The following is a 26,995-nucleotide window of genomic DNA, read 5'->3' on the forward strand; positions in this document are numbered from 1 at the left end:
CGACAACGAGTCCTGTTCGTTGTCTGTCTCTCCCCCCCCCCCCCCCCCCCCCCCCCACCCCCTTTTTCTCTCCAGACCCTGATGGAGCGTCCCTCCCTTGAACTTCGACGGACTGTTCTCCAACTTCGGAGAACTCACCACGACCGGCCTGACGCAGGGTGCGATCTACGCCCTGGTCGCGCTGGGTTACACGCTGGTCTACGGCGTGCTGAGACTCATCAACTTCGCCCACTCCGAGGTCTTCATCGCCGGCGCGTTCGCGGCGATCTGGACCTGGAACGGATTCGGCCTCAACCAGGACTCGCAGGTCAGCGGGCTCGGCTCGATCATGTTCTACCTGCTCGTGGCGATGATCGTCGCGGCGATCGCCTCGGCGGGCACCGCGACGGTGATCGAGCGGGTGGCGTACCGGCCGCTGCGTAAGCGCAACGCGCCGCCACTGGCCTTCCTCATCACCGCCATCGGCGCGTCCATCGCCATCTCCGAGGCGTTCGGCGTCTATACCGACCGTCGACCCAAGGGCGCGCCAGTGCTGGTCAGCTCCAAGCCGCTGTTCGAGGTCTTCGGCGTGCCGATCGACGCCGTTCAGCTGCTGACCCTCGGGTCCGCGCTGGTGATGATGATCGCGCTGGACATGTTCATCAACCGCAGTCGGGTCGGTCGAGGCATCCGGGCGGTGGCGCAGGACGCCAACACCGCCGCGCTGATGGGCGTGAACAAGGACCGGATCATCCTGATGGTCTTCATCGCCGGCGGCAGCATGGCCGGCGTCGCCGGTCTGCTCTACGACGTGCGGATCCAGACCCTCACGTACAGCGTCGGCTTCCTGCTCGGTCTCAAGGCGTTCACCGCCGCGGTGCTGGGCGGCATCGGCAACCTGCGCGGGGCGCTCGTCGGCGGCCTGCTGCTGGGCGTGATCGAGAACTACGCCTCCGGCCTGTTCGGCACCCAGTGGAAGGACTTCGCCGCGTTCGCGGTGCTGGTGGTGCTGCTGATGTTCCGGCCGACCGGTCTGCTGGGTGAGTCGCTGGGGAGGGCGCGGGCATGACGACCGTCCTGGAGAAGGTGCGCTCCGGCCGCGAGGCGGCCGGGGAACGGTGGCGCGGCGCGCCGCGCTGGGTGCGCTGGGCGCTGCTCGCCGCGGTGATCGTGTTCTTCTACGCGCTGCCGAACAAGGAGTTCTACCAGTACCTGGGGCCGATCCCGACCCCCGGTGCGAACTTCACCCAGGTGATGTTCACCGTCTCGATCTACGTGCTGCTGGCCGTCGGCCTGAACATCGTGGTCGGCTTCGCCGGCCTGCTGGACCTCGGCTACTTCGGCTTCTTCGCCGTCGGCGCGTACACCGTGGCGGTGCTGACCTCGCCGAGCAGCGACATCAAGACGCTGTGGCCGTGGCTGCTGGCGGTGCCGGTGGCGATCGCGCTGACCATGGTCTCCGGCGTGATGCTCGGTACGCCGACCCTGCGGCTGCGCGGCGACTACCTGGCGTTGGTGACGCTCGGCTTCGCCGAGATGATCCGGATCGGGGCGGTCAGCTCGGAGTTCCTGAAGGGCCAGCGGGGCTTCAACCAGATCCCGCACCCGCCCGGCCAGTACGCCGACGGCAGGCCGGTCTTCGGCGTGCTCGACGCCCGGCCGTACTACTGGCTGGTGCTCACGGTGATCATCCTGGTGGTGATCGGGGTGCGGAACCTGACCCACAGCCGGGTCGGGCGGGCCTGGATCTCGATCCGCGAGGACGAGGACGCGGCGCAGCTGATGGGCGTGCCGACGTTCAAGTTCAAGCTGTGGGCGTTCGCGGCGGGCGCGGCGATCGCCGGGCTGGCCGGCGCGCTCTTCGCGGGCAAGCAGAACTTCGTCAACTCGCAGAACTTCGAGCTGCTGAACTCGATCATCATCCTTGCCGCGGTCATCTTCGGCGGCTCCGGCAACATCGTCGGCGCGATCGTCGGCGGTGGCCTGGTGGCGTACATGATCGAGCGGTTCCGCGGCATCGAGCTGTTCGGCTACGAGCTGTACGAGTTCCGGTTCCTGTTCTTCGGCCTGGTGCTGGTGATCATGATGATCTTCCGGCCCGAGGGCCTGATCCCGAACCGACGACGTGCGGCGGAGTTCAAGGACCGCCGCAAGGAGGTGACCGTCGGTGAGTGACACCGAGCAGACGCCGGCCGTCCCGGCGCAGGCCGGCGCGCCGGCCGTGGAGACGGTGCCCACCCGGGAGCCGCTGCTGGAGGTCGACAACGTCACGCTGCGCTTCGGCGGCGTGGTCGCGCTGAACGAGGTGGACTTCACCCTCTACAAGGGGGAGATCCTCGGTCTGATCGGGCCGAACGGCGCCGGCAAGACCACCTGCTTCAACGCGATGACCGGCATCTACCAGCCCACCGAGGGGCAGATCCGGTTCCGTGGCCAGAAGATCAGCGGCAAGAAGCGGCATCAGATCACCAAAATGGGCATGGCGCGGACGTTCCAGAACATCCGCCTCTTCCCCGAGATGACCGCGCTGGAGAACGTCCTGGTCGGCGCGGACGCGCACCACAAGACCAGCGTCATCTCCGCGCTGTTCCGCCTGCCGCGGTACTGGAAGGAGGAGCGCGAGGGCCGGGAGAAGGCCGAGCGCCTGCTGGAGTTCGTCGGTATCCGCAAGCGGATGCACGAGTTCGCCCGCAACCTCTCCTACGGCGAGCAGCGGCGGCTGGAGATCGCCCGCGCGCTGGCCACCGACCCAGCGCTGCTCTGCCTGGACGAGCCGGCCGCCGGCTTCAACCCGGCGGAGAAGGAGGAACTGCTCCAGCTCATCCGGCAGATCCGGGACACCGGCGTGACCGTGCTGCTCATCGAGCACGACATGCGCCTGGTCATGGGGGTCACCGACCGGATCGTGGTGCTGGAGTTCGGAAAGAAGATCGCCGAGGGGCTGCCCGCCGAGGTGCGGGACAACCCGAAGGTGATCGCGGCGTACCTGGGGGTGCCGGACGATGCTGCTTGAGATCGACGACGTGAGCCTGCTGTACGGGCGGATCCAGGCGCTGCACGGCATCAGCCTGACGGTGGACGAGGGCGAGATCGTCGCCCTGATCGGCGCCAACGGCGCCGGCAAGTCGACCACGATGCGGGCCATCTCCGGGATCCGGCCGGTCGCCAGCGGGAGCATCCGGTTCAACGGTGAGGACATCACCAAGCTCCGGGCCGACCTGCGGGTCAGGCGGGGGCTGTGCCAGGCGCCGGAGGGCCGGGGCATCTTCCCGGGCATGACGGTGCTGGAGAACCTGGACATGGGCGCCTACACCCGGCGGGACCGGGCCGGCATCGCCCAGGACCTCGACCGGGTGCTGAACCTGTTCCCGCGCCTGGCGGAGCGGCGCAAGCAGGCCGGGGGTACCCTTTCCGGCGGCGAGCAGCAGATGCTGGCCGTCGGCCGGGCGCTGATGAGCCGACCGAAGCTGCTGCTGCTCGACGAGCCCTCGATGGGTCTGGCACCGATGCTGATCCAGCAGATCTTCGACATCATCACCGAGATCAACGAACAGGGCACCACCATCCTGCTGGTCGAGCAGAACGCCCAGCAGGCCCTGGCCCGGGCGCACCGGGCGTACGTGCTGGAGACCGGCCGGATCGTCAAGAGCGGGACCGGTGCGGACCTGCTGCACGACCCGGCGGTCAAAGAGGCCTACCTCGGCGTGGCCTGACCGGCCGCCACCCCTCACCGCAAGGAGTACCCATGTTCCACATCAGTGGTGGCCGCCGGGCGGCCCTCGGCGTCACCGGAGCGGCCGTCCTCTTGCTCTCCCTCGCTGCGTGCGGGGAGGAACAGGCGACGGAGCAGCCCGGCGGCGGCCCAAGCGTGACCGCCTCGTCGGACTCCGCGTTGGCCGCCAAGGTGCCCGACGCGATCAAGACCGACGGCAAGATCGTGGTCGGCACCGACTCGACGTACGCCCCGGCGGAGTTCCTCGACTCCGACGGCAAGACCGTCATCGGCTTCGACGTGGAGTTGTTCACCGCCGTTGCGGCCAAGCTCGGCCTCAAGGTGGAGTTCGTCTCGGCGCCGTTCGGCGACATCATCAACGGCGTCAACTCGGGCAAGTACGAGATCGGCGTCTCGTCGTTCACCATCAACGACGAGCGCAAGGGCCAAGCCAACATGGTCAGCTACTTCCAGGTCGGTACCCAGTGGGTGACCAAGAAGGGCAACCCGGCCGGGATCAGTCTGGACAACGCCTGCGGCAAGAAGATCGCGGTGCAGAAGGACACGGTCCAGGTCGAGGACATCCAGAAGCGCTCTAAGACGTGCACCGACACCGGCAAGCCGGCGATCACCATCGACCAATTCCCGGGCCAGGACGCGGCCACCGCTGCGGTCGTCTCCGGCAAGGACGACGCGATGCTCGCCGACTACCCGGTCGGAGTGTACGCGGTGACGCAGTCCAACGGCGCCCTGGACCTGTTGGACAAGCAGTACGAGGCAGCCCCGTACGGCTACGTCGTGGCCAAGGACCAGGCGCAGTTAGCCGAGGCCGTGCGCGACGCCACCAAGGCGCTGATCACCGACGGCTCGTACCAGCAGGTGCTCGACAAGTGGAAGGTGGGGGACGGCGCGATCGCGGATCCCGCGCTCAACCCGTGACGACATGACCACCGAGGAAGCGACAACCGCACGGGCACGGCCGGAACCGATCAAGGCCGTGCCCGTGCGGCACCCGGGACGATGGGGCGCGGTGGCGGTGCTCGCCGTGCTGACCGCGATGTTCGTCCACCTGTTGGTGACCAACGAGGCCTTCAACTGGTCCTTCATGGTCGACAAGATGTTCCGGCCGCCGATCATCGAGGGCCTGCTGCGCGGCACCGTGCTGATGACCGTCAGCGCGATGCTCATCGGCATCACGCTCGGCGTGATCATCGCGGTGATGCGGCTGTCGGACAACCCGATCCTCCGGGGTGTGGCCTGGCTCTACACCTGGTTCTTCCGGGCCGTGCCGCGGTTGGTGCTGCTGGCCGTGTTCGGCAACGTCGGGCTCTTGTGGAGCCGGGTGGAGTTCGGCGTGCCGTTCGACACCCAGCTCGGTCAGCTGTTCGGCATCGACAACCTGCAACTGCGGCTGTTCGGGTTTTCCTCACGGGACATCCTGACCGGATTCATGGCTGGTTTGCTCGGCTTGGCGCTGTCCGAGGCGGCCTACATGGCGGAGATCGTCCGAGCAGGCATCCAGTCGGTCGACGGCGGACAGACCGAGGCGGCCCAGGCGCTCGGCCTGAGCCGGGGCCAGACGTTGCGCCGGGTGGTGCTGCCGCAGGCGATGCGAGTGATCATCCCGCCGACCGGCAACGAGACCATTGCGATGTTGAAGGACACCTCGCTGCTGCTGTACGTCCCGGTGAGCGCGGAGCTCTTCTTCCAACTCGATGCGGTCGGCAAACGTACATTCCAGATCTTCCCGATGTACGTGGCGGCCTGCCTGTGGTACCTGCTGCTGACCAGCGTGCTGCTGGTCGGGCAGTACTACCTGGAGCGGCACTTCTCCAAGGGCGTCGGGCGCAGCGGGCGGGCGAGAACCAAGCGGCGGGGGATCGCGGCGGAAGCGAGCGGGAAGGCGGACGGCGCATGACCGAGGTGACGGTGCCGGCACAGGCCGGCGCACCCACGGCGGAGTCCGGGCCGATGGTCCGGGCCGAGCAGGTGCACAAGTCGTTCGGGTCGGTCGAGGTGCTCAAGGGCATCGACTTGGAGGTCCGCAGCGGCGAGGTCTGCTGCCTGCTGGGTCCCTCCGGCTCCGGCAAGTCGACGTTCCTGCGCTGCATCAACCACCTGGAGAAGATCAACGCCGGTCGGATCCGCGTGGACGGCGAACTGATCGGCTACCGCGAGCGCGGCGGGAAGCTGCACGAGATGCGGGAGTCCGAGGTCGCCGCCCAGCGCCGGTCGATCGGCATGGTGTTCCAGCGGTTCAACCTCTTCCCGCACATGACCGCCCTGCAGAACGTCGCCGAGGCGCCGGTGCTGCTGGGCCTGGCCAGGAAGGCGGAGGCCCGGGAGCGGGCCGCCGCCCTGCTGGAGCGGGTGGGGCTGGGCGACAAGCTCGGCAACTATCCCGGTCAGCTCTCCGGCGGTCAGCAGCAGCGGGTGGCGATCGCCCGGGCGCTGGCCATGCAGCCGAAGCTGATGCTCTTCGACGAGCCCACCAGCGCGCTCGACCCGGAACTGGTCGGCGAGGTGCTCGACGTGATGAAGGACCTGGCCCGCGACGGCATGACGATGATCGTGGTGACCCACGAGATCGGCTTCGCCCGCGAGGTCGGTGACTCGCTGGTCTTCATGGACGGCGGCGTCGTGGTCGAGTCGGGCACCCCCGGCGAGGTGATCGCCAATCCCCGGCACGGTCGAACCAAGGCGTTTCTTGCGAAGGTGCTATAGGAGATGCCATCGATCGGCTTCATCGTGTCGAGCGAGGACGCAAAGCCGCTATCTCGCCCCGTCGTTAACCTGCGGCGGGCGAGATAGTGGCTGGTTTTCCCGCGGAGCGTCAGGGCGGGTCACAGGCTGCGCATGCGGGAAACCGAAATCTAAATCTGCCTAACGATGCTAGCAGTTCTCTACGTACCAGTTCGGATCATACTTGATTCCGGTCCAACCTCGGTATTCTCCCGCAGGAATTACCTTGCAATGCCAGCGTTCTCCCTGAACTACAACCCTAACGTTGATTGAGGACGCGCACTTGTTGCGAACGACATAGAGAAAGCGACCGTCAGGGGTTGCGTCTGTAGCGCTTCGTACGCCGCAGAAGCCTGAATCTGCCTGGGCGCTGCCCGCAGGGAACGCGACCATCGCTGCGATTAATGCCGCAGTTGCCAGCAATCCTTTTGATGTACGCTTATTCAATGCGCCCAACCTTTCTCGGACCTTGTGGGTAATCAATTAGCAATTCTCTGCCCAGAAGTTCGTGAACAAGTTTCTGTGCGTCCACCATCGTGATCCACCAGGTTCAATGCTCTTGCAGGCTCCCGTGGTGCTGTTGGGGTAAACGATTCGCACTGTGATCGTGTGGGCGCATTTATTCTTAATCTGGTACATGAAGTCCGGATTTGCATCAACTGGTCCCGCTCCCTGTAGCCAGCAGTGACCGGGGTCGGCTGAAGCGGTTGACGCGGGAGCTATTGCCCCAGCGATGCCAACTGCTATGAGCACTGCTGTCAATGCAGCTTTTCTGTTTCCCATGGGTGAGAAGCTAGATCATTGGAAGGCGGATGTCAATCACCGACAATGTCTTCTGATCTCGCAAGGGGCCCGCTTGCCGCATGTGCGGGCGCAATTGCCTTGAGGTGTCTCGTTCCGTCCGCAGGTGGTGGCGCGGAATGTCGGCGGTACGGACTAGAGTCGCTCGCGTGACAGCTACGACGCCGCGCCTGCTCCTCGTCGACGGACACTCCCTGGCATACCGGGCGTTCTTCGCCCTGCCGGTGGAAAACTTCTCCACCACCACGGGTCAGCCGACCAACGCGGTCTACGGCTTCACGTCCATGCTGATCAACGTGCTGCGCGACGAGCAGCCGACGCACATCGTCGTCGCCTTCGACGTCTCCCGCCGTTCCTTCCGCACCGAGAAGTACGCGGAGTACAAGGCCGGCCGCAGCGAGACCCCGACCGACTTCAAGGGCCAGGTCAGCCTGGTCAAGGAGGTCCTCGCGGCGCTGCGCATCCCGGTGGTGGAGAAGGAGGGCTACGAGGCCGACGACGTCATCGCCACCCTCGCCTGCCAGGCCCGCGACCAGGGCATGTCGGTGCTGATCACCACCGGCGACCGGGACGCGTTCCAGCTCGTCGGCGACCAGGTCACCGTGCTCTACCCGCGCAAGGGCGTATCGGACCTGGCCCGGATGGACCCGGCGGCGGTGGAGGCGAAGTACGGCGTCGCCCCGGACCGCTACCGCGACCTGGCCGCCCTGGTCGGCGAGACCAGCGACAACCTGCCCGGCATCCCCGGCGTCGGCCCGAAGACCGCCGCGAAGTGGATCAACACGTACGGCGGGGTCGACGGGGTCGTCGCGCGGGCCGACGAGATCAAGGGCAAGGCCGGCGACAGCCTGCGCGAGCGGCTCGCCGACGTGATCCGCAACTACGAGATCAACTGTCTCGTCTCCGACCTTGAGCTGCCGCTGCGCCCCGAGGACGCCCGCTGGGAGGGATGGGACCGCGAGGCGGTCCACCAGGTCTTCGACACCCTCGAGTTCCGCATCCTGCGCGACCGGCTCTACCAGTACCTGGAGGCCGTGGAGCCGGAGGCCGAGGCCGGCTTCGACCTCACCGGCGAGGTGCTCTCCGAGCCCGGGGCCGTGGCCGGGTGGCTGGAGACGCACGCGCCGGCCGGCACCCCGGTGGGCGTGGCGGTGAAGCTCGACACCGGGCCCAACCGCCGGCACACCGCCTCCGTGACCGGCATGGCCCTGGCGACCGCCGGCGGCGCGGCGGCCTGGCTCGACCCCGCCACCCTGGATCCGGCCGACGAGGCGGCCGTGGCGGCCTGGCTGGCCGACGAGGCGCGGCCCAAGGTGCTGCACGACAGCAAGCCGGCCGTGCTCGCGTCCGCCGCGCACGGCTGGCGCCTGGAGGGCATCCTCCGCGACACCCAGATCGCCGCCTACCTGGCCCGCCCCGACCAGCGCTCCTACGACCTGACCGACCTGGCCCTGCGCTACCTGCACCGCGAGCTGCGGGTCGACGCGCCGGAGACCGGCCAGCTCACCCTCGACGGCCTCGGCAACGACGGCGAGGCGGAGCAGAATCTCATGCTCCAGGCCCGGGCCACCCTCGACCTCGCCGACGCCATCGACGCCGAACTCTCCCGCGACGGCGAGCAGTCCGCCCGGCTGATGGCCGGGGTGGAGCTGCCCCTGATGCGGGTGCTCGCCGGCATGGAGCGCACCGGCATCGCCGCCGACACGCACTACCTCTCCGAGCTGGAGGCGCACTTCGCCGCCGAGGTGAAGGCCGCCGCCCAGGGGGCGTACGCGGCGGTGGGGCGCGAGTTCAATCTCGGCTCGCCGAAGCAGTTGCAGGAGATCCTCTTCGGCGAGCTGGGCCTGCCCAAGACCAAGAAGATCAAGACCGGCTACACCACCGACGCCGACGCCCTGCAGTGGCTCCACGCGCAGAACCCGCACCCGGTGCTCGCCCACCTGCTGCGCCACCGGGACGTGGCCAAGCTCAAGACCACCGTCGACGGGCTGCTCAAGTCGGTCTCCGACGACGGGCGCATCCACACGACGTTCAACCAGACGGTGGCGGCCACCGGCCGGCTCTCCTCGACCGAGCCCAACCTGCAGAACATCCCGATCCGCACCGAGGAGGGGCGGCGGATCCGCCGCGCCTTCGTCGTCGGGGAGGGCTACGAGTGCCTGCTCACCGCCGACTACAGCCAGATCGAGATGCGCATCATGGCGCACCTGTCGTCGGACGACGCGCTCATCGAGGCGTTCAACTCCGGCGCCGACTTCCACGCCGCCACCGCCTCGTCGGTCTTCGGGGTGCCCCTCGACGAGGTCACCGCGGACCAGCGGCGCAAGATCAAGGCGATGAACTACGGCCTGGCGTACGGGCTGAGCGCGTTCGGCCTCTCCCAGCAGCTCGGCATCACCGCCGAGGAGGCGCGCGGGCTGATGGAGGACTACTTCGCCGGCTTCGGCGGGGTGCGCGACTACCTCCAGGAGATCGTCTCCCGGGCCCGGCACGACGGCTACACCTCGACGATCCTGGGTCGCCGGCGCTACCTGCCCGACCTGGTCAGCGACAACCGGCAGCGCCGGGAGATGGCCGAGCGGATGGCGCTCAACGCGCCGATCCAGGGCTCGGCCGCCGACATCATCAAGGTGGCCATGCTGCACGTCGACACCGCGCTGCGCGAGGCTGGCCTGCACTCGCGGATGCTGCTCCAGGTGCACGACGAGCTGGTGTTCGACGTCGCGCCGGGCGAGCGGGAGACCCTCGAGGCGCTGGTGCGGCGGGAGATGGGCGGGGCCTACCCGCTGTCGGTGCCGCTGGAGGTGTCGGTCGGCGAGGGGCGGGACTGGAACAGCGCCGACCACTGAGCGTCTTCGTTACGGGTGGGGTTCCGGGGCAGCCTCACCCGCTCTGGGCGGTCGGGCTTGATCCCTGCGCGGGTCGGGCCGCCCCGGACCCATCGTCGTCGGCGTCGTGTCGGCACGGTCCGGTCCGCCGTACGGTCCCTACCGGGCGTGGTGGCCGGGTCGGTTCACCGGCCCGGCCCCCGGCGTTCCTTCGGCGGGGCGCCGTGCCGCTGCAGGGCCTGCCGGGACCGGCCGCCCGGCGCCGGCAGCGGGGCCTTGAGCGGGTCGTGGCCCCAGTTCATGAGGGACCAGCGCCACTTCGTGTCGCGGACGTCGCCGGAGGGGCGCTGGGCCATGTGCCGGCGGACGTACCCGACGACCTTGCGCATGTGCCGGTAGTCGCCCTCGGACAGCTCGCTGCGCTTGCGCCGCAGCAGACCGATGATCTTCCGGCCGGACTCGTGCCCCACCGACTCGCCGCCCTTGGTGCCCTTCCGCCAGCCGACATGCTTCGACTCGTCGGTCTCCAGCCACGTCGACAGCTCGCCGGGCTTCATGTTCACCGCCTCGGTGAACTCCCGGTAGACGTCCCGGCCCTCGTCACCCCTGCTCATGGCGCAGCACCTCCGGTCGGTGGGCGACGTCCCGACCCGAGTCGTCGTTGCGGATCCGGTACTGCGGGTGCTCCGGGGAGGCGTTCACGGCGTGCCCGCGCACGTGCGTCCGGTCGATCAGCTTCTCCTTGACCACGCCGTACGCCCGGCCGCTGTGACTGGCCCAGGAGACGTGGTCACCCTCGCGGAACTCGTTCTGCTCGGCCATGCCGGGCGGGTACCCGGCGTCGATGCCCCAAAACGAGGGCCGGCGCCCCGCCGGGACCCTCAGGCGGGTTTCTCGGCGACGAAGATGGCAGTGCCGGGGAAGAGGCGGCCGCGCAGCGGGCTCCACTGCCCCCAGATCCCCTCGTGCCCCTCGGGCCACTCCGGCTCGACCAGGTCGACCAGGTCGAAGCCGGCGCCCACGATCTCCCGGATCCGGTCGCCGAGCGTGCGGTGCTGCTCGACGTAGGTGGCCGCGCCGGTCTCGTCCTGCTCCACGTAAGGGGAGCGGTCGAAGTACGAGTGCGTGGCGGTCAGCCCGCCCTCGCCCGGGTCGTCGAGGAAGATCCACCGCATCGGGTGGGTCACCGAGAACACCCAGCGACCGCCGGGGCGCAGCACCCGGAACACCTCGCGCATCACCGCCGCCGAGTCGGCCACGAACGGGATCGCCCCGAACGCCGTGCAGGCGGTGTCGAACGCCGCGTCGGCGAAGGGCAGCGCCAGCGCGTCGGCCTGCACCAGCGGCACGCGTACGCCGGTGCGCGCGGCGGCGAGGGCGGCGTGCCGCAACATGCCGGCGGACAGGTCCATGGCGACCGGCCGGGCGCCCCGGGTGGCGAGCCACCGCGCGGCGGCCGCGGCGCCGCAGCCGACCTCCAGCACCCGCCGCCCGGTCAGGTCGCCCAGCAGCCGTGCGTCCGCCTCGCGCACCCCCTCCGGGCACCAGACGAAGTCGAGGTCGCCGAGGAAGTCGCCGTGCTCGGCCTGGTAGTCGTCGGCGTCGGTGTCCCACCAGTGGCGGCTGGCGCGCCGGGCCTCGGCGTCGCCCACCCGGCGCCGGGTCACCCGGCTGCTGTCGTCGTCCACCCGCTCACGCTAGTGCCTCTTTCGCGGGGCGCGACGGCGGGCGGCGGGCCCCGGGCGCGGCGGAACGGGGGTGGCGCTACGGTCTCCGGTGGTGCCCTTGTGACGGACGCGACAGGCGGGGCAGCTTCCTACCGAAATCTCCGCTTTCGCAGGTGGCGAGGCGGCGAGAGGGCGGGAGGCCTTGCACGCTGTGGTAATGCAGCGGGTAGGCTAGACGATGCGCTCGCGGATCGTGTGCCTCGGCAGGGAGCAGGTGCGCGGTCTCCGGGACCACTGGCGGAGTTACCTCCATGATCTCACTCGATCTTCGGTGTGCCCGGCGACGGATCCGCTGGCGCGAACAGGTCACCGCGACACCAGCCTGCTGTGACACACCATCCGACCGGAGCAACCGCCCACATGACGAGCAGCATCGAGGCCCCCTCGAGCGCCACCCGGGTCACCCACGACGATCTCGGTTCCGAGGAGGCTTTCCTCGCCGCGATCGACGAGACCATCAAGTACTTCAACGACGGCGACATTGTCGAAGGCACCGTCGTCAAGGTCGATCGGGACGAGGTCCTGCTCGACATCGGCTACAAGACCGAGGGCGTCATCCCCTCTCGGGAGTTGTCGATCAAGCACGACGTGGACCCGGCCGAGGTCGTTTCGGTTGGAGATCACATCGAGGCCCTGGTCCTCCAGAAGGAGGACAAGGAGGGGCGTCTGATCCTCTCCAAGAAGCGGGCGCAGTACGAGCGGGCCTGGGGCACCATCGAGAAGATCAAGGACGAGGACGGCGTCGTCCGCGGCTCGGTCATCGAGGTGGTCAAGGGCGGCCTCATCCTCGACATCGGGCTGCGTGGCTTCCTGCCCGCCTCCCTGGTCGAGATGCGTCGGGTGCGGGACCTGCAGCCGTACGTCGGCCGCGAGCTCGAGGCCAAGATCATCGAGCTGGACAAGAACCGCAACAACGTGGTCCTGTCCCGCCGGGCCTGGCTGGAGCAGACGCAGTCCGAGGTGCGCACCGAGTTCCTCAACAAGCTGCAGAAGGGCCAGGTCCGCAAGGGCGTCGTGTCCTCGATCGTCAACTTCGGCGCGTTCGTCGACCTGGGCGGCGTGGACGGCCTGGTGCACGTCTCCGAGCTGTCCTGGAAGCACATCGACCACCCGTCCGAGGTCGTCGAGGTGGGCCAGGAGGTCGAGGTCGAGGTCCTGGACGTCGACCTGGACCGCGAGCGGGTCTCGCTGTCGCTGAAGGCGACCCAGGAGGACCCGTGGCGGCAGTTCGCCCGCACCCACGCGATCCAGCAGATCGTGCCGGGTAAGGTCACCAAGCTGGTGCCGTTCGGCGCCTTCGTCCGGGTGGACGACGGCATCGAGGGCCTGGTCCACATCTCCGAGCTGGCCGAGCGCCACGTGGAGATCCCGGAGCAGGTCGTCCAGGTCGGCTCCGAGGTCATGGTCAAGGTCATCGACATCGACCTGGAGCGCCGCCGGATCTCGCTGTCGCTCAAGCAGGCCAACGAGGGCTTCGTCGAGGGCGAGGAGCACTTCGACCCGACCCTCTACGGCATGGCCGCGACCTACGACGCCGAGGGCAACTACATCTACCCGGAGGGCTTCGACCCGGAGACGGGCGAGTGGCTCGAGGGGTACGACAAGCAGCGCGAGACCTGGGAGAACCAGTACGCCGAGGCCCGTCAGCGCTGGGAGGCCCACACCAAGCAGGTGCAGACCTCCCGCGCCGCCGACGCCGAGGCCGCTGCCAACCCGGTTCCGGCCGTCACCGGTGGCACCACCACCTCGACCAGCGCGGCCCCGAGCCGGCAGGCCGAGGAGCCGGCCGGCACCCTGGCCACCGACGAGGCGCTCGCCGCTCTGCGGGAGAAGCTCGCCGGCGGCAAGTGACCCGCTGAACGACGGACGAGGGCCCCGTCCCCGCGATCGAGAGATCGCCGGGGGCGGGGCCCTCGCCGTGCCCACCCTCCCGCCCCTGCGTCGGCCCGAAACGCCGATCGTGGTGAGCTGGTCGGCGCCACGGCCGCTCGGCGCCGTTCCGGCGGCTCCGGGCGTCGGGCCGTTCGTGTCGGCGGGGCCGGGCGTCGGGCCGTTCGTGTCGGCGGGGCCGGGCGTCGGGTCGTTCGTTTCGGCGGCTCCGGGCGCCGGGCCGTTCGTTTCGGCGGGGCGGGGGCCGGGTCGGTCCGTGCCGGGCGCGGGGCACCGGTTCGGTTTGGCGGGGCGGGGAAGATCGGGTTGACTGGTCCGGTGCTGATGGTGGGGTTGACCGGGGGGATCGGATCCGGCAAGAGCGCGGTGGCGTCGCGGCTGGCCGATCGGGGCGCGGTGGTCATCGACGCCGACCAGGTGGCCCGGGAGGTGGTGGCGCCGGGCACCGAGGGACTGGCCGAGATCGTCGCGGCCTTCTCCGACCGGGTCCTCGACGCCGGCGGGGCCCTCGACCGGGCGGCGCTGGGCGCGGTGGTCTTCGCCGACGAGGCGGCCCGGCGCCGGCTGGAGGGGATCATCCATCCCCGCGTACGGGCCCGCACGGCCGAACTGGCCGCCGCGGCGGGGTCCGACGCGATCGTGGTCAACGACGTGCCACTGCTGGTGGAGGTGGGGCTTGCGCCCACGTACCACCTGGTGGTCGTGGTGCAGACGGCGGTGGCCACCCGGTTGGCGCGGCTGGCCCGCGACCGCGGGATGGACCGGGCGGAGGCCGAGCGGCGGATCGCCGCGCAGGCCGACGACGCCCGACGCCGGGCCGCGGCGGACGTGGTGCTGACCAACGACGGCAGCCTCGCCGACCTGCACGCGGCGGTCGACGCGCTGTGGCAGGAGCGGCTGCTGCCCTACGAGGCGAACCTGCGCGAGCGGCGACCGGTGCGACCGCACCGCGTCGTGCTGACCGAGGCCGACCCGACCTGGCCGCAGCAGTACGCGCGGCTCGCCGCCCGGATCCGCCACGCGATCGCCCCCGCCGACCTGCGGATCGACCACATCGGCTCCACCGCGGTGCCCGGCCTCGCCGCCAAGGACGTGATCGACATCCAGCTCACCGTGCCGACGCTCGCCGACGCGGACGGCCCGCTGGCCGAGCGGCTCGCCGCCGCGGGCTTCCCGCGCCTGCCCGGCGACTGGTGGGACAACCCCCGACTGCCCGGCAGCGGCCGGTGGGAGAAGCGGCTGCACGGCAGCGCCGACCCGGGCCGCCCCGTGTACCTGCACGTCCGCGCCGTGGACTCGCCCGGCTGGCGGTACGCGCTGCTGATGCGCGACCACCTGCGTGCCGACCCGGACCAGCGGGCGGCCTACCTGCTGCTGAAGCGGGAACTGGCCGCCTCGGCCCCGGACAGCGCCACCTACACCACGGCGAAGGACCCGTGGTTCGACGAGGAGCACCTGCGCGCCGAGGAATGGGCGGCGCAGACCGGCTGGCGCCCCTGACCGGTCACCGGCCGCCGTCGCCGGCGCGGCGGGGTCCTGACGTCGCCCCGGCGGCGATCCTGACCCCGGTCGGTCACCGCCCGGCGGCCGGCGCTTCCGGGCGCTGCGGCGCCGGCCGGGCGGCGGGCCACCGGGGCACCGCGCCGGGGGTCAGGTCGAGCTGGGCCCAGGCGCCCGACCGGGTACGCAGCTCCACCCGGCGCAGCACGCCGGACCGGTCGATCCAGTAACGCAGCAGCGCCCCGGACGGGCGCAGCTCGACCACGTCCACGGTCCTGCCGGAGAGGCTGTCCCCGCGCACCCGGAGGGTGGCGCCCCGCGACGCGGTCGACCGGGCGGCCCGCAGCGCCGCGTCGAGCAGCAGGCCCAGGTCGCCGGCGCGCGTCGGGTCGGCCCGCCAGCCCCGGGCGGGCGGCGGCAGCGGAGGCCGGCCGGGTGCCTCCACCGTGCCGGGAACCGTCGTGGCGGGGACCTCCGCCCGGGTCACGTCCGTCCCGTCGACGCGCAGCAGCGCCCGGCGCTCCGGTGCGCCGAGGTCGGCGACGGCCACGTACGCGGCCCGGCCGGTCCAGCTCACCCAGCCGGCGCCGCGCAGGTTGGTGCCGGCGGCCAGAGGCGCGGTGAGGGTGACGGCGGCGCCGCCGGCGGCGCGGAGCCGGGCGGGCAACCGGTCCAGCCGGTCCCGCTCCCCGGCGGTCAGGGCGCGGGGCTGCCCGGGCCGGCCGCCGAGCGCGTCGACCGGCCGCAGCGTCGGCCGGTCGGTGCGGATGAGCTGCACGGTGACCGGACCGACGCCGGGCAGTCCGGTCTCCAGCCGGTGCAGGCGGGCGTCGCGGTCCAGCCAGTAGCGCGGGTGGTCGCCCGTCGCCGCGGACGCGGGTGGCGGTGGCGTGCCCGGGGCCGGCGGTGCCTGGAGGATGTCGACGGGCTCCGCCCCGACGGTGGCGCGGCCCACCCAGCGGGCGGCCTCTGGGGGCTGCTCGGGGCGGTCCGCGCCGAGCCGGAAGAGCAGGTCGAGCACGGCGGCGACCCCTCGCCCGCCGGACGGGTCGAGCAGCCGCCAGCGGTCCGCCGGCGGGACCAGCGGAGGCGGTGCGGCGGTGGGCACCGCCGACGGGTCGGGCCGCAGCACGGCCACGGTCGGCGTGGCCTGCAGCAGGCCGCGTTCGGCGCCCGCGCCGGGCCCGCCGACGTCCAGGTAGACCAGCGGCCGGGACCAGTCGACCCAGCCGACCAGTTCGATGCGGTCGGACCCGGTGCCCGTCGTCACCCGCACCCCGGCCCGCAGGTCGCGGTGGTTGGTGACCCGCATCGCGGCCAGCCGCTCGCGCTCGTCACCGGTCAGCGCCCGGGACGGCTCCGACCGGTCGGGCGACCAGCTCAGCAGCCCCGCGACCAGCGCCGCCGCGGAGAGCACGGCCACGACCGCGAGCACCAGCAGGGTGGTGCGCCGGCGGCCGGTCAGCACCCGCGGGACGGCCCCGGTGTGGGCGTCGTCGTGCGGCGGGTGGTCCCGCGGCGGGGAGGTCTGGTCGGGACGGGCGGCCCGGGCGGCGGAGGTGTCCACGGATGGTTGAACGGGATTCACCGTCGCGGGGTGACGAGCAGGGGCGCTCGCGGCGGCCGGTCAGCGCCTCGGGCGCGACCACGTCGGGTGCGCACGCCGGGCGTGCCGGGTGCTGCGACCCCTGTGCCGGGGGCGGGCCGGCCGCTGAGGGCCTGGCCGCCTGCCCGGTCGGCCGCCGCGAGCGGCCTACACCGAGAGCGTAGTCCCGTGAGATCGGCCACACAATGGTAATATCGAAGCCGATCAGGGACCGTCCGTAGTCGGCGCGGGTGTCGGACCCCCGGCGTACCGTTGAGGTCATGGCGCTCGACATTCCCCGGCTCGACGGCCGCTTCCAGGTCGTCAGCGACTTCCAGCCGGCCGGCGACCAGCCGGCGGCCATCGACGACCTGGAGCGTCGGGTCCGACGCGGCGACCGCAACACGGTGCTGCTCGGCGCGACCGGCACCGGCAAGAGCGCCACCACGGCGTGGCTCGTCGAGCGGTTGCAGCGGCCGACGCTGGTGCTCGCGCCCAACAAGACGCTCTGCGCGCAACTGGCCAAGGAGTTCAGCGAGCTGCTGCCGCACAACGCGGTGGAGTATTTCGTCTCCTACTACGACTACTACCAGCCCGAGGCCTACATCCCGCAGACCGACACCTACATCGAGAAGGACTCCTCGATCAACGAGGAGGTCGAGCGGCTGCGGCACTCGGCGACGATGTCGCTGCTCACCCGGCGCGACGTGGTGGTGGTGGCCACCGTCTCGGCGATCTACGGCCTGGGCACCCCGGAGGAATACCTCGACCGGGCCGTGCGTGTCGCCGTCGGGCAGGAGCTCGACCGCGACCAGCTGCTGCGCCGCCTGGTCGACATCCAGTACTCGCGCAACGACATGGCCTTCAACCGGGGCACCTTCCGCGTGCGGGGCGACACGCTGGAGATCATCCCGGCCTACGAGGAGCTGGCCGTCCGGATCGAGCTCTTCGGTGACGAGGTGGAGAAGCTCTACTACCTCAACCCGCTCACCGGCGACGTGGTCCGCGAGGTCGACCACCTGCTGATCTTCCCGGCCACCCACTACGCGGCCGGCCCGGAGCGGATGGAGCGGGCGATCCGCGACATCGAGGCCGAGCTGGGCGAGCGGTTGGCCGAGCTGGAGCGGCAGGGCAAGCTGCTGGAGGCCCAGCGGCTGCGGATGCGCACGACCTACGACATCGAGATGATGCGGCAGGTCGGTTTCTGCTCCGGCATCGAGAACTACTCGATGCACATCGACGGCCGGCTGCCGGGCAGCCCGCCGCACTGCCTGCTCGACTACTTCCCCGACGACTTCCTGACGGTCGTCGACGAGTCGCACGTGACCATCCCGCAGATCGGCGGCATGTACGAGGGCGACGCGTCACGCAAGCGGATGCTGATCGACCACGGCTTCCGGCTGCCCAGCGCGGCCGACAACCGGCCGCTGCGGTTCGACGAGTTCCTGGAGCGGGTGGGCCAGATGGTCTTCCTGTCCGCCACGCCCGGCCCGTGGGAGCTGGAGCAGGCCCAGGGCGAGTTCGTCGAGCAGGTGATCCGGCCGACCGGCCTGATCGACCCCGAGGTCGTCGTGAAGCCCACCAAGGGCCAGATCGACGACCTGATGCACGAGATCAAGCTGCGCACCGAGCGCGACGAGCGGGTGCTGGTCACCACGCTGACGAAGAAGATGGCCGAGGACCTGTCCGACTACCTCCTGGAGAACGGCATCCGGGTGCGTTACCTGCACTCCGAGGTCGACACGTTGCGCCGGGTGGAGCTGCTGCGCGAGCTGCGTAAGGGCGACTACGACGTGCTGGTCGGCATCAACCTGCTCCGGGAGGGCCTCGACCTGCCCGAGGTGTCGCTGGTCGCCATCCTCGACGCAGACAAGGAGGGCTTCCTGCGCAGTGGCCGGTCACTGATCCAGACCATCGGCCGGGCGGCCCGCAACGTCTCCGGCCAGGTCCACATGTACGCGGACAAGATCACTCCGTCGATGGCGGACGCGATCGAGGAGACCAACCGGCGGCGGGCCAAGCAGATCGCGCACAACGAGGCGCACGGCATCAGCCCGGAGCCGCTGCGCAAGAAGATCCACGACATCCTCGACGACATCTACCGCGAGGCGGAGGACACGGAGAACAGCCGGGTCGGCGGGGCGGTGCGGCAGCTGTCCCGGGGCAAGGCGCCGGTGAAGGAGACCCGCAGTCGCGGCCGGGCCGGCGGCGCCGGGCCCGCGCGGGAGGGGATGGCCCGGGCCGAGCTGGCCCAGCTCATCCAGGAACTCAACGACCAGATGCTGGCCGCGGCCCGGGAGCTGCAGTTCGAGCTGGCCGCCCGGATCCGCGACGAGGTCGCCGACCTGAAGAAGGAGCTGCGCGGCATGGACGCCGCCGGCGTGAAGTGACCGCCCGGCGGCGGGCTGGCGGCTCCGTCGGCTCCTCGCCGTGCGGTTCCGCCACGACGCCGGCCCGTCGCCGAAGATCACCGGGCGCTTTCCACCGGGCGTAGGCGGCCCGGGCGCCGGGCCCGGCGCCCGGGTACCGCACCGCTCGTGACCTGGCCGGCGACGTCTGCGCGTGCGGCACGTACCGGCCCTGACGGGCGGCCGGTGGGGCCCGGTCGGCAACGGGGCGACTAGCCTCGATTGCGGTACGCGAGCAGACTATTGCGCTGGGTGATCGTCCTGCGTACTCTCCCTCGGTGGGGAGGCGGGGATGCCGTTGCCAACGAGTCCGGTCATTCGACGCGCGCGCTTGGGCGCCGAGCTGCGCCAGTTGCGCAGGCGGGAGGGGCTGACACTGGAGCAGGTCTGCGACCGGCTCGGCTGGGCGTCCACCTCCAAGCTGTCCCGCATCGAGCTGGGGCAGAGCCGGCCGGATCTCGCCGACGTCCTCGATCTGCTCGACGTCTACGAGGTGCCGCCGCCGCAGCGGGAGGCGCTCATCGTCATCGCCCGCGACGCCGCGACCAGCCGGGGCTGGTGGAAGGCGCTGGGGGAGATGGGGGAGCGGCAGCGCACCTACGCCGAGCTGGAGGCGGGGGCGGCGGCCATCGTGGACTGGCAGCCCGCCGTCGTGCCGGGGCTGCTCCAGACCCCGGCGTACGCCCGGCTGCGGATCGCCGCCGGCCGGCTGCTCGACCCGACCGTCGACGTGGAGGCCGACGTGCGCGCCCGCGCGATGCGGCACGAGGTGCTGCGGCGCACCGATCCGCCCCGCTACACGGCGGTGATCGCCGAGGCGGCCTGCGAGGCCGACGACATCCCGCCGCAGGTGCGGCAGGAGCAGCTGCGGTTCCTGGTCGACCTGGCCGGCCTGCCGCACGTGACGATCCGGCTGCTGCCCCGGGGCGTCGCCGCGCGGGGCGGGGCGCAGCCGCTCACGCCGTACTCCTGCTACTCGTTCCCCGACCCGGCCGACCCCCGCACCGTGATGCTGGAGGCGTTGACCACCGACGTGCGCCTGGCGACGACGGCCGACGTCGACCGCTACGACCAGCTCACCGGTTGGCTGCTGGACGCGGCGCTCAGCCCGGAGGAGACGAGCGCGGCGCTGAGCCGCCGTGCCGCCGGGTGACCCCCGCCGGGCGCACCGGGGCGGCGACGCCCACCGACTGACCCGTCCGGGTGCGGGCAGCGCGGCCGAGCCGGGGAGCAGCGGCGTCGGCGCGCGGATCAGAGGTGGCGGCGGAAACCGCCCTCCGAGTCGATCACCTGCCCGGTGATCCAGTCGGCGTCGGCCGAGCAGAGGAAGCGCACCAGCCGGGCCGCGTCCTGCGGGGTGCCCCAGCGTCCTGCCGGGAAGAGCTGGGCGATCTCGGCGTGCGCCTCGGGCGAGGCGTATCCGGTGTCGGTCGGGCCCGGGTGGACGCAGTTGACGGTGATGCCCTGCGGCATCAGCAGCGGGGAGAGCTGGAACGTGGCGTTCTCCACCGCCGCCTTGCTCACCGCGTAGGCGAGGGTCTGCGGCATCGGACCGAGGCGCTGCCCGCTGGAGAAGAGCAACAGCCGGCCGCCCGATCCGGCGGTGAACGCCGCCGCGAAAGCCTCGGCGAGCAGGAGGGTGGCCCGCACGTTGACCAACAGGTGCCGGTCGACCTCGGCCGGGTCCAACGCGCCGAACGGCGTGTCGGTGCAGTAGGCGTGCACGGCGAGCACCGCGTCGAGCCGACCGTGCCGGCGTACCGCCTCGGCCACCAGCTCGGCGGGCGCGGCCGGGTCGAGCAGGTCGGCCGCGACGTGACCGGCGCCGTCCAGCTCGCCCAGCAGGGCCGGCACGCCCTCGGGATCGCCGCCGTAGGGCTGGGCGTCGTCGAACTCGGGCAGGCCGGTGAGCAGCAGCCGCCAGCCGTCCGCGGCGAGCGTGCGGGCGACGGCCGCGCCGATGCCGATCCGCCGACTCACGCCCGTCACCAGGGCCACCCGGTCCGTCATGGACGGCAGTCAACCCGCTATGGCGGTCGCGGGCCACCGAATATCACCGCGCGGCCACCGGGCCCGGCGCCCCCGAGCCCGTCGGGACCGGCAGCCGGCGCGTGCACCGCGCAGGGTAGGGCAGGGGTACGACAGCCTCAGGCCGGCACGTCCACGAAGTGCTCGACCAGCGGCGGGTTGGCGAAGTACGGGCCGATCAGCGCCCGCCACTGCGTGAAGCGCTCGGTGCCCCGGAAGTTGTCGTTGTGCGCCTCGACCGAGTCCCACTCGACCAGCAGCACGAACCGGGACGGGGACTCCACGCCCCGGGTCATCCGCACCGACCGGCAGCCCGGCGTCCCGGCGAGCACCGGGTGCCCCTTGGCGTACGCGGCGGCGAACTCGTCCTCGTGTCCCGGCAGTACGTCGATGAGCGCGACCTCAAGCACCATGGCCGCAGCCTTTCACGTCGCTGCGGCGGCCCGCCGTCGCGGGGGCCTGTTCCCGGTGGTCGGGCGGATCTAGGGTGGGCGCGCGGAAAGGGGAGAGGCATGATCGACTGGCTCACCGGCACGGCGTTCACCGTGGCGGGCACCGGCACCACCCGCGCGGAGCTGCTGGGCTTCGCCACCGGGGTGCTCAACGTCTGGCTGGTGGCCCGGCAGCGGATCGCCAACTGGCCGGTCGGCATCGCCAACGTGCTGCTGCTGATGCTGCTGTTCTGGACCGCCGGCCTGTACGCCGACGCCGGCCTCCAGGTCGTCTACGTCGTCCTGGGCCTGTACGGGTGGTGGGCGTGGCGCTACGGCGGCGAGCGGCGCAGCCGGCTGACGGTCCGCGGGACGAGCCGCCGGGAGTGGTGGGCGCTGGGGCTGGCCGGGGTGGCGCTGACCGGCGCGCTGTGGGCGCTGCTGGACCGGGCCACCGATTCGACGGTGCCGCTGCCGGACGCGCTGACCACCGCCCTGTCGCTGCTGGCCACGTACGGGCAGACCCGCAAGCGGGTGGAGAGCTGGTGGCTGTGGATCGCGGCCGACCTGATCTACATCCCGCTGTACGCCTACAAGGGCCTGTACCTCACGGCGGCGCTCTACCTGATCTTCCTCGGCCTCTGCGTGCTCGGGCTGCGCGAGTGGCGGGCGGACCTGCGGCGCGGCGCCGGTGCGACCCGGGCGCCGTCCGGTCCGGCCCTGGTGGCGGCGTGACGGGCCCGACGCCGGCCGACGGACGCCCGGCGGCGGTCGGTGGCGGCGCGGCCGGGCCGGCGGCGCCGGAGTTCCGGCACGGGCTGGTGGTGGGCAAGTTCTATCCGCCGCACGCCGGTCACCACGCGCTGATCGAGGCCGCCGCCGCCCGCTGCGCGGCCGTCACCGTGGTGGTGGCGCCGTCGCGCCGGGAGTCGGTCCCGCTCGCGCTGCGGCTGGACTGGCTGCGCGAGGTGCACGCGGGCACCCCGTGGGTCCGCTTCGTCGGCCGGTACGACGACCACCCGGTGGACTACGCCGACCCGGCCGTGTGGGACCTGCACTGCGCGGTGTTCCGCGAGGCGCTGGGCGGGCGGCGGGTGGACGCCGTCTTCTCCTCCGAGTCGTACGGCGAGGAACTGGCCCGGTGCTTCGACGCCGTCGGCGTGTGCGTGGACCAGGGGCGGTGGCGCGTGCCGGTCTCCGGGACGGAGGTGCGCGCGGACCCGGCGGGCCACTGGGACCGGCTCAGCGCGCCGGTGCGGGCGTGGTTCGTGCGGCGGGTGGTGGTGGTCGGCGCGGAGTCCACCGGCACCACCACGATGGCCGCCGCCCTCGCGGCGCACTACGGCACCCGGTGGGTCCCCGAGTACGGCCGGGAGCTGACCGAACGGAAACTGGCCCGGCTGCGCGAGCGGGACCCGGCGGCAACGATCTTCGACGTGTCCTGGGATCGCGACGACTTCGCCGAGGTGGTCCGGGAGCAGCAGGCGGCGGAGGACGCGGCGGCCCGGTCGTGCGGCCCGCTGCTGTTCTGCGACACCGACGCCCGGGCCACCGCCGTGTGGGAGGAGCGCTACCTCGGGTCGGCGTCGGTCCAGGTGCGCGCGGCGGCCCGGCGGCCCGCGCTGTACCTGCTGACCGACCACGTCGGGGTGCCCTTCGACGACGACGGGCTGCGCGACGGGGAACACCTGCGGGCGTGGATGACCGGGCGGTTCCGGACGGAGTTGGCCGGGTGCGGGGTGCCGGTGGTCGAGCTGACCGGACCGCATCCGGAGCGGCTGGCCCGCGCGGTGGCCGCCTGCGACGCGCTGCTCGCGGCCGGCTGGCCGCTGGCCGACCCGCTGGTGCCCGCGGGGTCGCCGGCGGACCCGCGCGACCCCGTCACCCAGGAGCACTAGCCTCCTAGGATGCTCTACGCGCAGTGCGCTCAGCCTCGCCGGGAGGGTCGGCGGCCGACGGTGGGCGAAGACACGGGCAGCCCGGGGTGCGGTGACTGGGCGCGGTGGGCAAGAATGGCGGACGAGGAGGGGAGTATTCCCCCGTGACGGAGTCGTCAGCACGGTCGAGCGTCGGTCCCCGGTGCGCGACCCGGCCCCGTCGGTCACCGCCCGCAGGACGGTGACGGAAGAGACCTCCGACAGTCACCAGAGTCAGCGTCACCGGCACACCGCGCCCACCGAGGGCGTACGGTGTGCCCGTCGTTGCGTGTCTGCCGGAGGAATGAACCTTGGACGTGTCCGGACTGGTCTGGGCGGGGACCCTCGTCGTACTGACCGCGGTCCTCCTCGTGGATCTGCTGATCATCGGTCGGCGCCCCCACGAGCCGAGTGTGCGTGAGTCGAGCCTGTGGGTCGGCTTCTACGTGGGCCTGGCTCTGATCTTCGGCGCCGGCGTCTGGCTGGCCTCCGGGGCGAGCGCGGCCGGGCAGTTCTACACCGGCTGGCTGACCGAGTACAGCCTCTCGGTCGACAACCTCTTCGTCTTCGTGATCATCATGGCGCGGTTCGGGGTGCCCCGGCAGTACCAGCAGAAGGTGCTGCTCATCGGCATCGTGCTGGCGCTGGTCATGCGGGGTGGGTTCATCGCCGCCGGCGCGGCCCTGATCTCCCAGTTCTCCTGGGTGTTCTACATCTTCGGGGCGTTCCTGATCTACACCGCGATCAACCTGGCCCGGCAGGGCGAGCCGGACGAGGACGAGTTCAACGAGAACGTGCTGATCCGGTGGAGCCGCAGGGCGCTGCCGATCTCGAAGGACTACGACGGCGCCAAGCTGACCACCCACTCGCCGAAGGGCAAGCGGATCTTCACCCCGATGCTGATCGTCATGATCGCCATCGGCACCACCGACCTGATCTTCGCGATCGACTCGATCCCGGCGATCTTCGGTATCACCCAGGAGCCGTACCTGGTCTTCACCGCGAACGTCTTCGCGCTGATGGGGCTCCGGCAGCTCTACTTCCTGCTCGGCGGCCTGCTGGACCGGCTGATCTACCTGACCCACGGCCTGGCCGTGGTGCTCGGCTTCATCGGCGTCAAGCTGGTGCTGGAGGCCCTGGCCGGCAACAACCTGCCGTTCGTCAACGGTGGGCAGCACGTCTCCTGGGCCCCGCACATCCCGATCTGGCTCTCGCTTGTCGTCATCCTCGGCACCCTCGCCGTGGCGACCGTCGCCAGCCTGGTCAAGTCCTCCCGCGACCGGCGCCGCCTGCTGTCCGACGCCCGCCGCTGAGGCGTACCCGCGCGACGAGGGGGCGCTCCCGGACCGGGAGCGCCCCCTCGTGCCGTACGCGGGTCAGACCCGGTGCGCGCCGACCAGGGTGGCGGTGCGTTCGGCCGGCAGCCGCTCCTCCAGCACCCGACGCTGGAGGTAGCAGGCGTGCAGCATCCGCCGGTCGTCGCCGGGACGGGGGTCGGCGGTGACGATGCCGATGTGGTGGATCTTCCGGCCGGGCCGGGCGAAGAAGTAGAGGTCGCCGGGGCGTTCCGTGCCCAGCGGCACCGGCGTGGTCGCCGCGGCCTGGTCGTCGGCGTCGCGCGGCAGCAGCACGCCGAGCCGCCGCCAGGCCAGGTGGACCAGGCCGGAGCAGTCGATGCCGTACGCGGACACGCCGCCCCAGATGTAGACGACGTCGAGCAGCCGCTGGGCGACGGCCAGCACCTCCCCGGCCGACGGGGGCGTGGTGGGCACCGGCACGGCGTGGGCGGCGGGCAGCCAGAGCGGGTCGGCGTGCCCGGGCGCGTGCACGGGGCGCCAGCCGTCGGCCGCCGGGCCGGCCGGGGCCAGCCGGGTGCCGAGGACCACCCCGGGCACGACCTCGGCCCCGCCCGGGGCGGTGCGCAGGGCGGTGACGGTGGCGTCGACCACGAGCGACTCGGCGTCGGCGGGGCCCGCGCCCGGGGAGAGCTGCTCGGCGGGGAGCCAGCCGGGGTAGCCGCGCGGGTGCAGCCCGGGGGCCGACTGCTCGACGGCCACCACGTGCGCCCAGCCGTCCGGGCGCACGTCGGTGACGAGCACCCGCTCGCCGAGCAGCAGTTGGCTCAGCACGCAGTCGCCGACCTGCTGGTCGGTGTCCAACCCGGAGATCCAGGCCGCGATGTCGGTGCGCGCGGCCAGGGCGGGACCGTCGACGGGTCGTACCGCCTCGGGAGAGGTCCAGAGGGTCGCGACGGCGACCCGGACCACGGCCTCCCGGCCCGGTTGCAGCTCCACGTCCACCCCCAGCTCGATCGTTCCCGCGACCTTATGAAAGTTTCCGCCAGTCAGCAATCACGAGTCTGCATCTTTGCTTCAGTCACGGAGGTCACGCCGAGGCCCGGCGCGTCCGGCAGCACGACGGTCGCGCCGTCGTACCGGAGGCCGCCCCGCACCGGCGACCAGGCCAGCCACCAGGCGGCGTCCAGGTCGGCGACGGCCGTGGTGCCGTAGGCGGCGACCAGGCTGGCGGCGGCGCCGATGCCCACCTCGCTCTCCATCATCGACCCGACGACGGTGCCGAGGCCGTGCGCGGCGGCCAGGTCGAGCAGGGTCCGGGCGGGGTGCAGGCCGCCGCACTTGGCGAGCTTGACGTTGACCATGTCGGCGGCCCGGCGGCGGATCACCTCGACCAGGTCGCGGACGCCGAAGACCGACTCGTCGGCGAGGACCGGCACGTCCACCCGGTCGCTGACCCAGGCCAGCCCGTCGAGGTCCCAGCGCGGGACCGGCTGCTCGACCAGTTCCACGTCCAGCCCCGCGTCCTCGACGCCGCGGATCACCCGGACCGCCTCGCGCGGGGTCCAGCCCTGGTTGGCGTCGAGCCGGATCCGCACGTCCGGACCGACGGCCGCCCGCACGGCGCGGACCCGCTCCAGGTCGCCGGCCGCGTCGGTGCCCACCTTCATCTTGAGCACGCCGAAGCCCTCCGCCCGCCGCTGCCGGGCCGCCGCCGCGAGGTCCACCGCCTCGCCGGCGGCGAGCGTGACGTCCGTGGGGACCCGCAGGCCCGTGCCGCCGAGCAGCCGCACCAGCGGTACGCCGAGCCGCCGAGCCGCCAGGTCGTGCAGGGCGACGTCGACGGCCGCCTTCGCCGCCTCGTTGCCGGCGACCGCCCGTTGCACCTCGGTGCAGCGGGCCACCAGATCGTCGGCGTCCCGCCCGGTGAGCGCCGGGCCGAGCAGGTCGCGGACGCACGCCTCGGAGCCGGCCACCGACGCCCCGGTCACCTGCCACACCTGCGGCGCCTCGCCGTAGCCGGAGCGGCCGTCGGCGTCGACGACCTCCACCACCAGGGTCTCCACGGTGGTGGTGCGGCGCAGCGCGGTGACGAACGGGGTGTGCAGGGGAGCGGAGAGCCGGTGGGTGCGCACCGCGGCGATCGTCATGTC

24 protein-coding genes are annotated in these 26,995 nt (G+C 71.7%); 15 read left to right on the forward strand and 9 right to left on the reverse strand.

Annotated features, from left to right (window positions below):
* Positions 1–97 precede the first annotated feature (97 nt).
* From ACZ6O2_RS06395 to ACZ6O2_RS06425, 7 genes are read left to right on the forward strand one after another with little or no spacing between them, the layout of a single operon-like run.
* On the forward strand, positions 98–1,048 hold the full coding sequence (locus tag ACZ6O2_RS06395; RefSeq protein WP_466022196.1) for a branched-chain amino acid ABC transporter permease: 951 nt from the start codon (positions 98–100) through the stop codon (positions 1,046–1,048).
* Positions 1,045–2,154: a branched-chain amino acid ABC transporter permease gene (locus ACZ6O2_RS06400; protein ID WP_350709237.1), complete on the forward strand. Its 1,110-nt coding sequence runs from the start codon at positions 1,045–1,047 to the stop codon at positions 2,152–2,154. Before ACZ6O2_RS06395 ends, ACZ6O2_RS06400 begins: the two co-directional genes overlap by 4 nt.
* Positions 2,147–2,992 (forward strand): ABC transporter ATP-binding protein, encoded by an 846-nt coding sequence (locus ACZ6O2_RS06405; RefSeq protein WP_466022197.1) that lies wholly within the window; start codon positions 2,147–2,149, stop codon positions 2,990–2,992. Before ACZ6O2_RS06400 ends, ACZ6O2_RS06405 begins: the two co-directional genes overlap by 8 nt.
* Complete coding sequence (locus ACZ6O2_RS06410; RefSeq protein WP_350709235.1) at positions 2,982–3,692, forward strand: ABC transporter ATP-binding protein; 711 nt, start codon at positions 2,982–2,984, stop codon at positions 3,690–3,692. The genes ACZ6O2_RS06405 and ACZ6O2_RS06410 overlap by 11 nt, the downstream gene beginning before the upstream one ends.
* Positions 3,693–3,724: 32 nt before the next feature.
* A complete protein-coding gene (locus tag ACZ6O2_RS06415; RefSeq protein WP_466022198.1) occupies positions 3,725–4,630 on the forward strand; it encodes an ABC transporter substrate-binding protein in 906 nt (301 codons plus the stop codon).
* Positions 4,631–4,634: 4 nt separating this feature from the next.
* Positions 4,635–5,609 carry an amino acid ABC transporter permease gene (locus ACZ6O2_RS06420; RefSeq protein ID WP_466022199.1) on the forward strand — a complete coding sequence of 325 codons (975 nt, stop codon included), beginning with the start codon at positions 4,635–4,637 and terminating at the stop codon, positions 5,607–5,609.
* Positions 5,606–6,415 carry an amino acid ABC transporter ATP-binding protein gene (locus ACZ6O2_RS06425; protein ID WP_466022200.1) on the forward strand — a complete coding sequence of 270 codons (810 nt, stop codon included), beginning with the start codon at positions 5,606–5,608 and terminating at the stop codon, positions 6,413–6,415. The genes ACZ6O2_RS06420 and ACZ6O2_RS06425 overlap by 4 nt, the downstream gene beginning before the upstream one ends.
* Before the next feature lie 501 nt (positions 6,416–6,916).
* On the opposite strand, the gene ACZ6O2_RS06430 is transcribed toward ACZ6O2_RS06425, so the two are convergent.
* Complete coding sequence (locus tag ACZ6O2_RS06430) at positions 6,917–7,216, reverse strand: hypothetical protein (protein ID WP_466022201.1); 300 nt, start codon at positions 7,214–7,216, stop codon at positions 6,917–6,919.
* A 167-nt stretch (positions 7,217–7,383) separates the two neighbouring features.
* Between ACZ6O2_RS06430 and polA the strand changes: the two genes are divergently transcribed.
* Positions 7,384–10,083: a DNA polymerase I gene (gene polA / locus ACZ6O2_RS06435; protein WP_466022202.1), complete on the forward strand. Its 2,700-nt coding sequence runs from the start codon at positions 7,384–7,386 to the stop codon at positions 10,081–10,083.
* A 164-nt stretch (positions 10,084–10,247) separates the two neighbouring features.
* On the opposite strand, the gene ACZ6O2_RS06440 is transcribed toward polA, so the two are convergent.
* From ACZ6O2_RS06440 to ACZ6O2_RS06450, 3 genes are read right to left on the reverse strand one after another with little or no spacing between them, the layout of a single operon-like run.
* Positions 10,248–10,676, reverse strand: coding sequence for a DUF3140 domain-containing protein (locus ACZ6O2_RS06440; protein WP_350709225.1), 429 nt, complete (start codon positions 10,674–10,676; stop codon positions 10,248–10,250).
* On the reverse strand, positions 10,663–10,884 hold the full coding sequence (locus ACZ6O2_RS06445) for a hypervirulence associated TUDOR domain-containing protein (protein ID WP_466022203.1): 222 nt from the start codon (positions 10,882–10,884) through the stop codon (positions 10,663–10,665). Before ACZ6O2_RS06445 ends, ACZ6O2_RS06440 begins: the two co-directional genes overlap by 14 nt.
* A gap of 59 nt (positions 10,885–10,943) precedes the next feature.
* The gene (locus ACZ6O2_RS06450) at positions 10,944–11,750 is read right to left on the reverse strand and encodes a class I SAM-dependent methyltransferase (protein WP_350709221.1); all 807 of its coding nucleotides are present in this window, start codon (positions 11,748–11,750) and stop codon (positions 10,944–10,946) included.
* 399 nt (positions 11,751–12,149) lie between these two features.
* Here ACZ6O2_RS06450 and rpsA point away from each other — a divergent pair, with 399 nt between their 5' ends.
* Both rpsA and coaE read left to right on the forward strand, forming a co-directional pair.
* Entirely contained in the window at positions 12,150–13,640 is a 1,491-nt protein-coding gene (gene rpsA, locus ACZ6O2_RS06455) for a 30S ribosomal protein S1 (protein WP_350709219.1), read from the forward strand.
* Between the two features lie 357 nt (positions 13,641–13,997).
* Positions 13,998–15,179, forward strand: a complete 1,182-nt coding sequence (gene coaE / locus ACZ6O2_RS06460) for a dephospho-CoA kinase (protein ID WP_466022224.1) — start codon at positions 13,998–14,000, stop codon at positions 15,177–15,179.
* 73 nt (positions 15,180–15,252) lie between these two features.
* On the opposite strand, the gene ACZ6O2_RS06465 is transcribed toward coaE, so the two are convergent.
* Entirely contained in the window at positions 15,253–16,746 is a 1,494-nt protein-coding gene (locus ACZ6O2_RS06465) for a hypothetical protein (protein ID WP_466022204.1), read from the reverse strand.
* A gap of 299 nt (positions 16,747–17,045) precedes the next feature.
* Here ACZ6O2_RS06465 and uvrB point away from each other — a divergent pair, with 299 nt between their 5' ends.
* Complete coding sequence (gene uvrB, locus ACZ6O2_RS06470; protein WP_350709215.1) at positions 17,046–19,154, forward strand: excinuclease ABC subunit UvrB; 2,109 nt, start codon at positions 17,046–17,048, stop codon at positions 19,152–19,154.
* Between the two features lie 310 nt (positions 19,155–19,464).
* Complete coding sequence (locus ACZ6O2_RS06475) at positions 19,465–20,325, forward strand: helix-turn-helix domain-containing protein (RefSeq protein ID WP_350709213.1); 861 nt, start codon at positions 19,465–19,467, stop codon at positions 20,323–20,325.
* Positions 20,326–20,423: 98 nt separating this feature from the next.
* Here ACZ6O2_RS06475 and ACZ6O2_RS06480 read toward each other — a convergent pair whose 3' ends face one another.
* Positions 20,424–21,182 carry an SDR family oxidoreductase gene (locus ACZ6O2_RS06480; RefSeq protein WP_466022205.1) on the reverse strand — a complete coding sequence of 253 codons (759 nt, stop codon included), beginning with the start codon at positions 21,180–21,182 and terminating at the stop codon, positions 20,424–20,426.
* A gap of 137 nt (positions 21,183–21,319) precedes the next feature.
* Entirely contained in the window at positions 21,320–21,613 is a 294-nt protein-coding gene (locus tag ACZ6O2_RS06485; RefSeq protein WP_350709211.1) for an antibiotic biosynthesis monooxygenase family protein, read from the reverse strand.
* A gap of 99 nt (positions 21,614–21,712) precedes the next feature.
* Here ACZ6O2_RS06485 and pnuC point away from each other — a divergent pair, with 99 nt between their 5' ends.
* The 3 genes from pnuC to ACZ6O2_RS06500 all read left to right on the forward strand — a co-directional run bounded on the left by pnuC (position 21,713) and on the right by ACZ6O2_RS06500 (position 24,860).
* Complete coding sequence (pnuC, locus tag ACZ6O2_RS06490; RefSeq protein WP_466022206.1) at positions 21,713–22,366, forward strand: nicotinamide riboside transporter PnuC; 654 nt, start codon at positions 21,713–21,715, stop codon at positions 22,364–22,366.
* Positions 22,363–23,529 carry an AAA family ATPase gene (locus tag ACZ6O2_RS06495; protein WP_466022207.1) on the forward strand — a complete coding sequence of 389 codons (1,167 nt, stop codon included), beginning with the start codon at positions 22,363–22,365 and terminating at the stop codon, positions 23,527–23,529. The genes pnuC and ACZ6O2_RS06495 overlap by 4 nt, the downstream gene beginning before the upstream one ends.
* Positions 23,530–23,858: 329 nt before the next feature.
* Positions 23,859–24,860, forward strand: a complete 1,002-nt coding sequence (locus ACZ6O2_RS06500; RefSeq protein WP_350709205.1) for a TerC family protein — start codon at positions 23,859–23,861, stop codon at positions 24,858–24,860.
* A 63-nt stretch (positions 24,861–24,923) separates the two neighbouring features.
* On the opposite strand, the gene ACZ6O2_RS06505 is transcribed toward ACZ6O2_RS06500, so the two are convergent.
* Both ACZ6O2_RS06505 and ACZ6O2_RS06510 read right to left on the reverse strand, forming a co-directional pair.
* Positions 24,924–25,898, reverse strand: a complete 975-nt coding sequence (locus ACZ6O2_RS06505) for a C40 family peptidase (RefSeq protein WP_466022208.1) — start codon at positions 25,896–25,898, stop codon at positions 24,924–24,926.
* Entirely contained in the window at positions 25,892–26,992 is a 1,101-nt protein-coding gene (locus ACZ6O2_RS06510) for a mandelate racemase/muconate lactonizing enzyme family protein (RefSeq protein WP_350709202.1), read from the reverse strand. The genes ACZ6O2_RS06505 and ACZ6O2_RS06510 overlap by 7 nt, the downstream gene beginning before the upstream one ends.
* Positions 26,993–26,995: the final 3 nt, after the last annotated feature.

Source organism: Micromonospora sp. NPDC048040 (assembly GCF_055587185.1).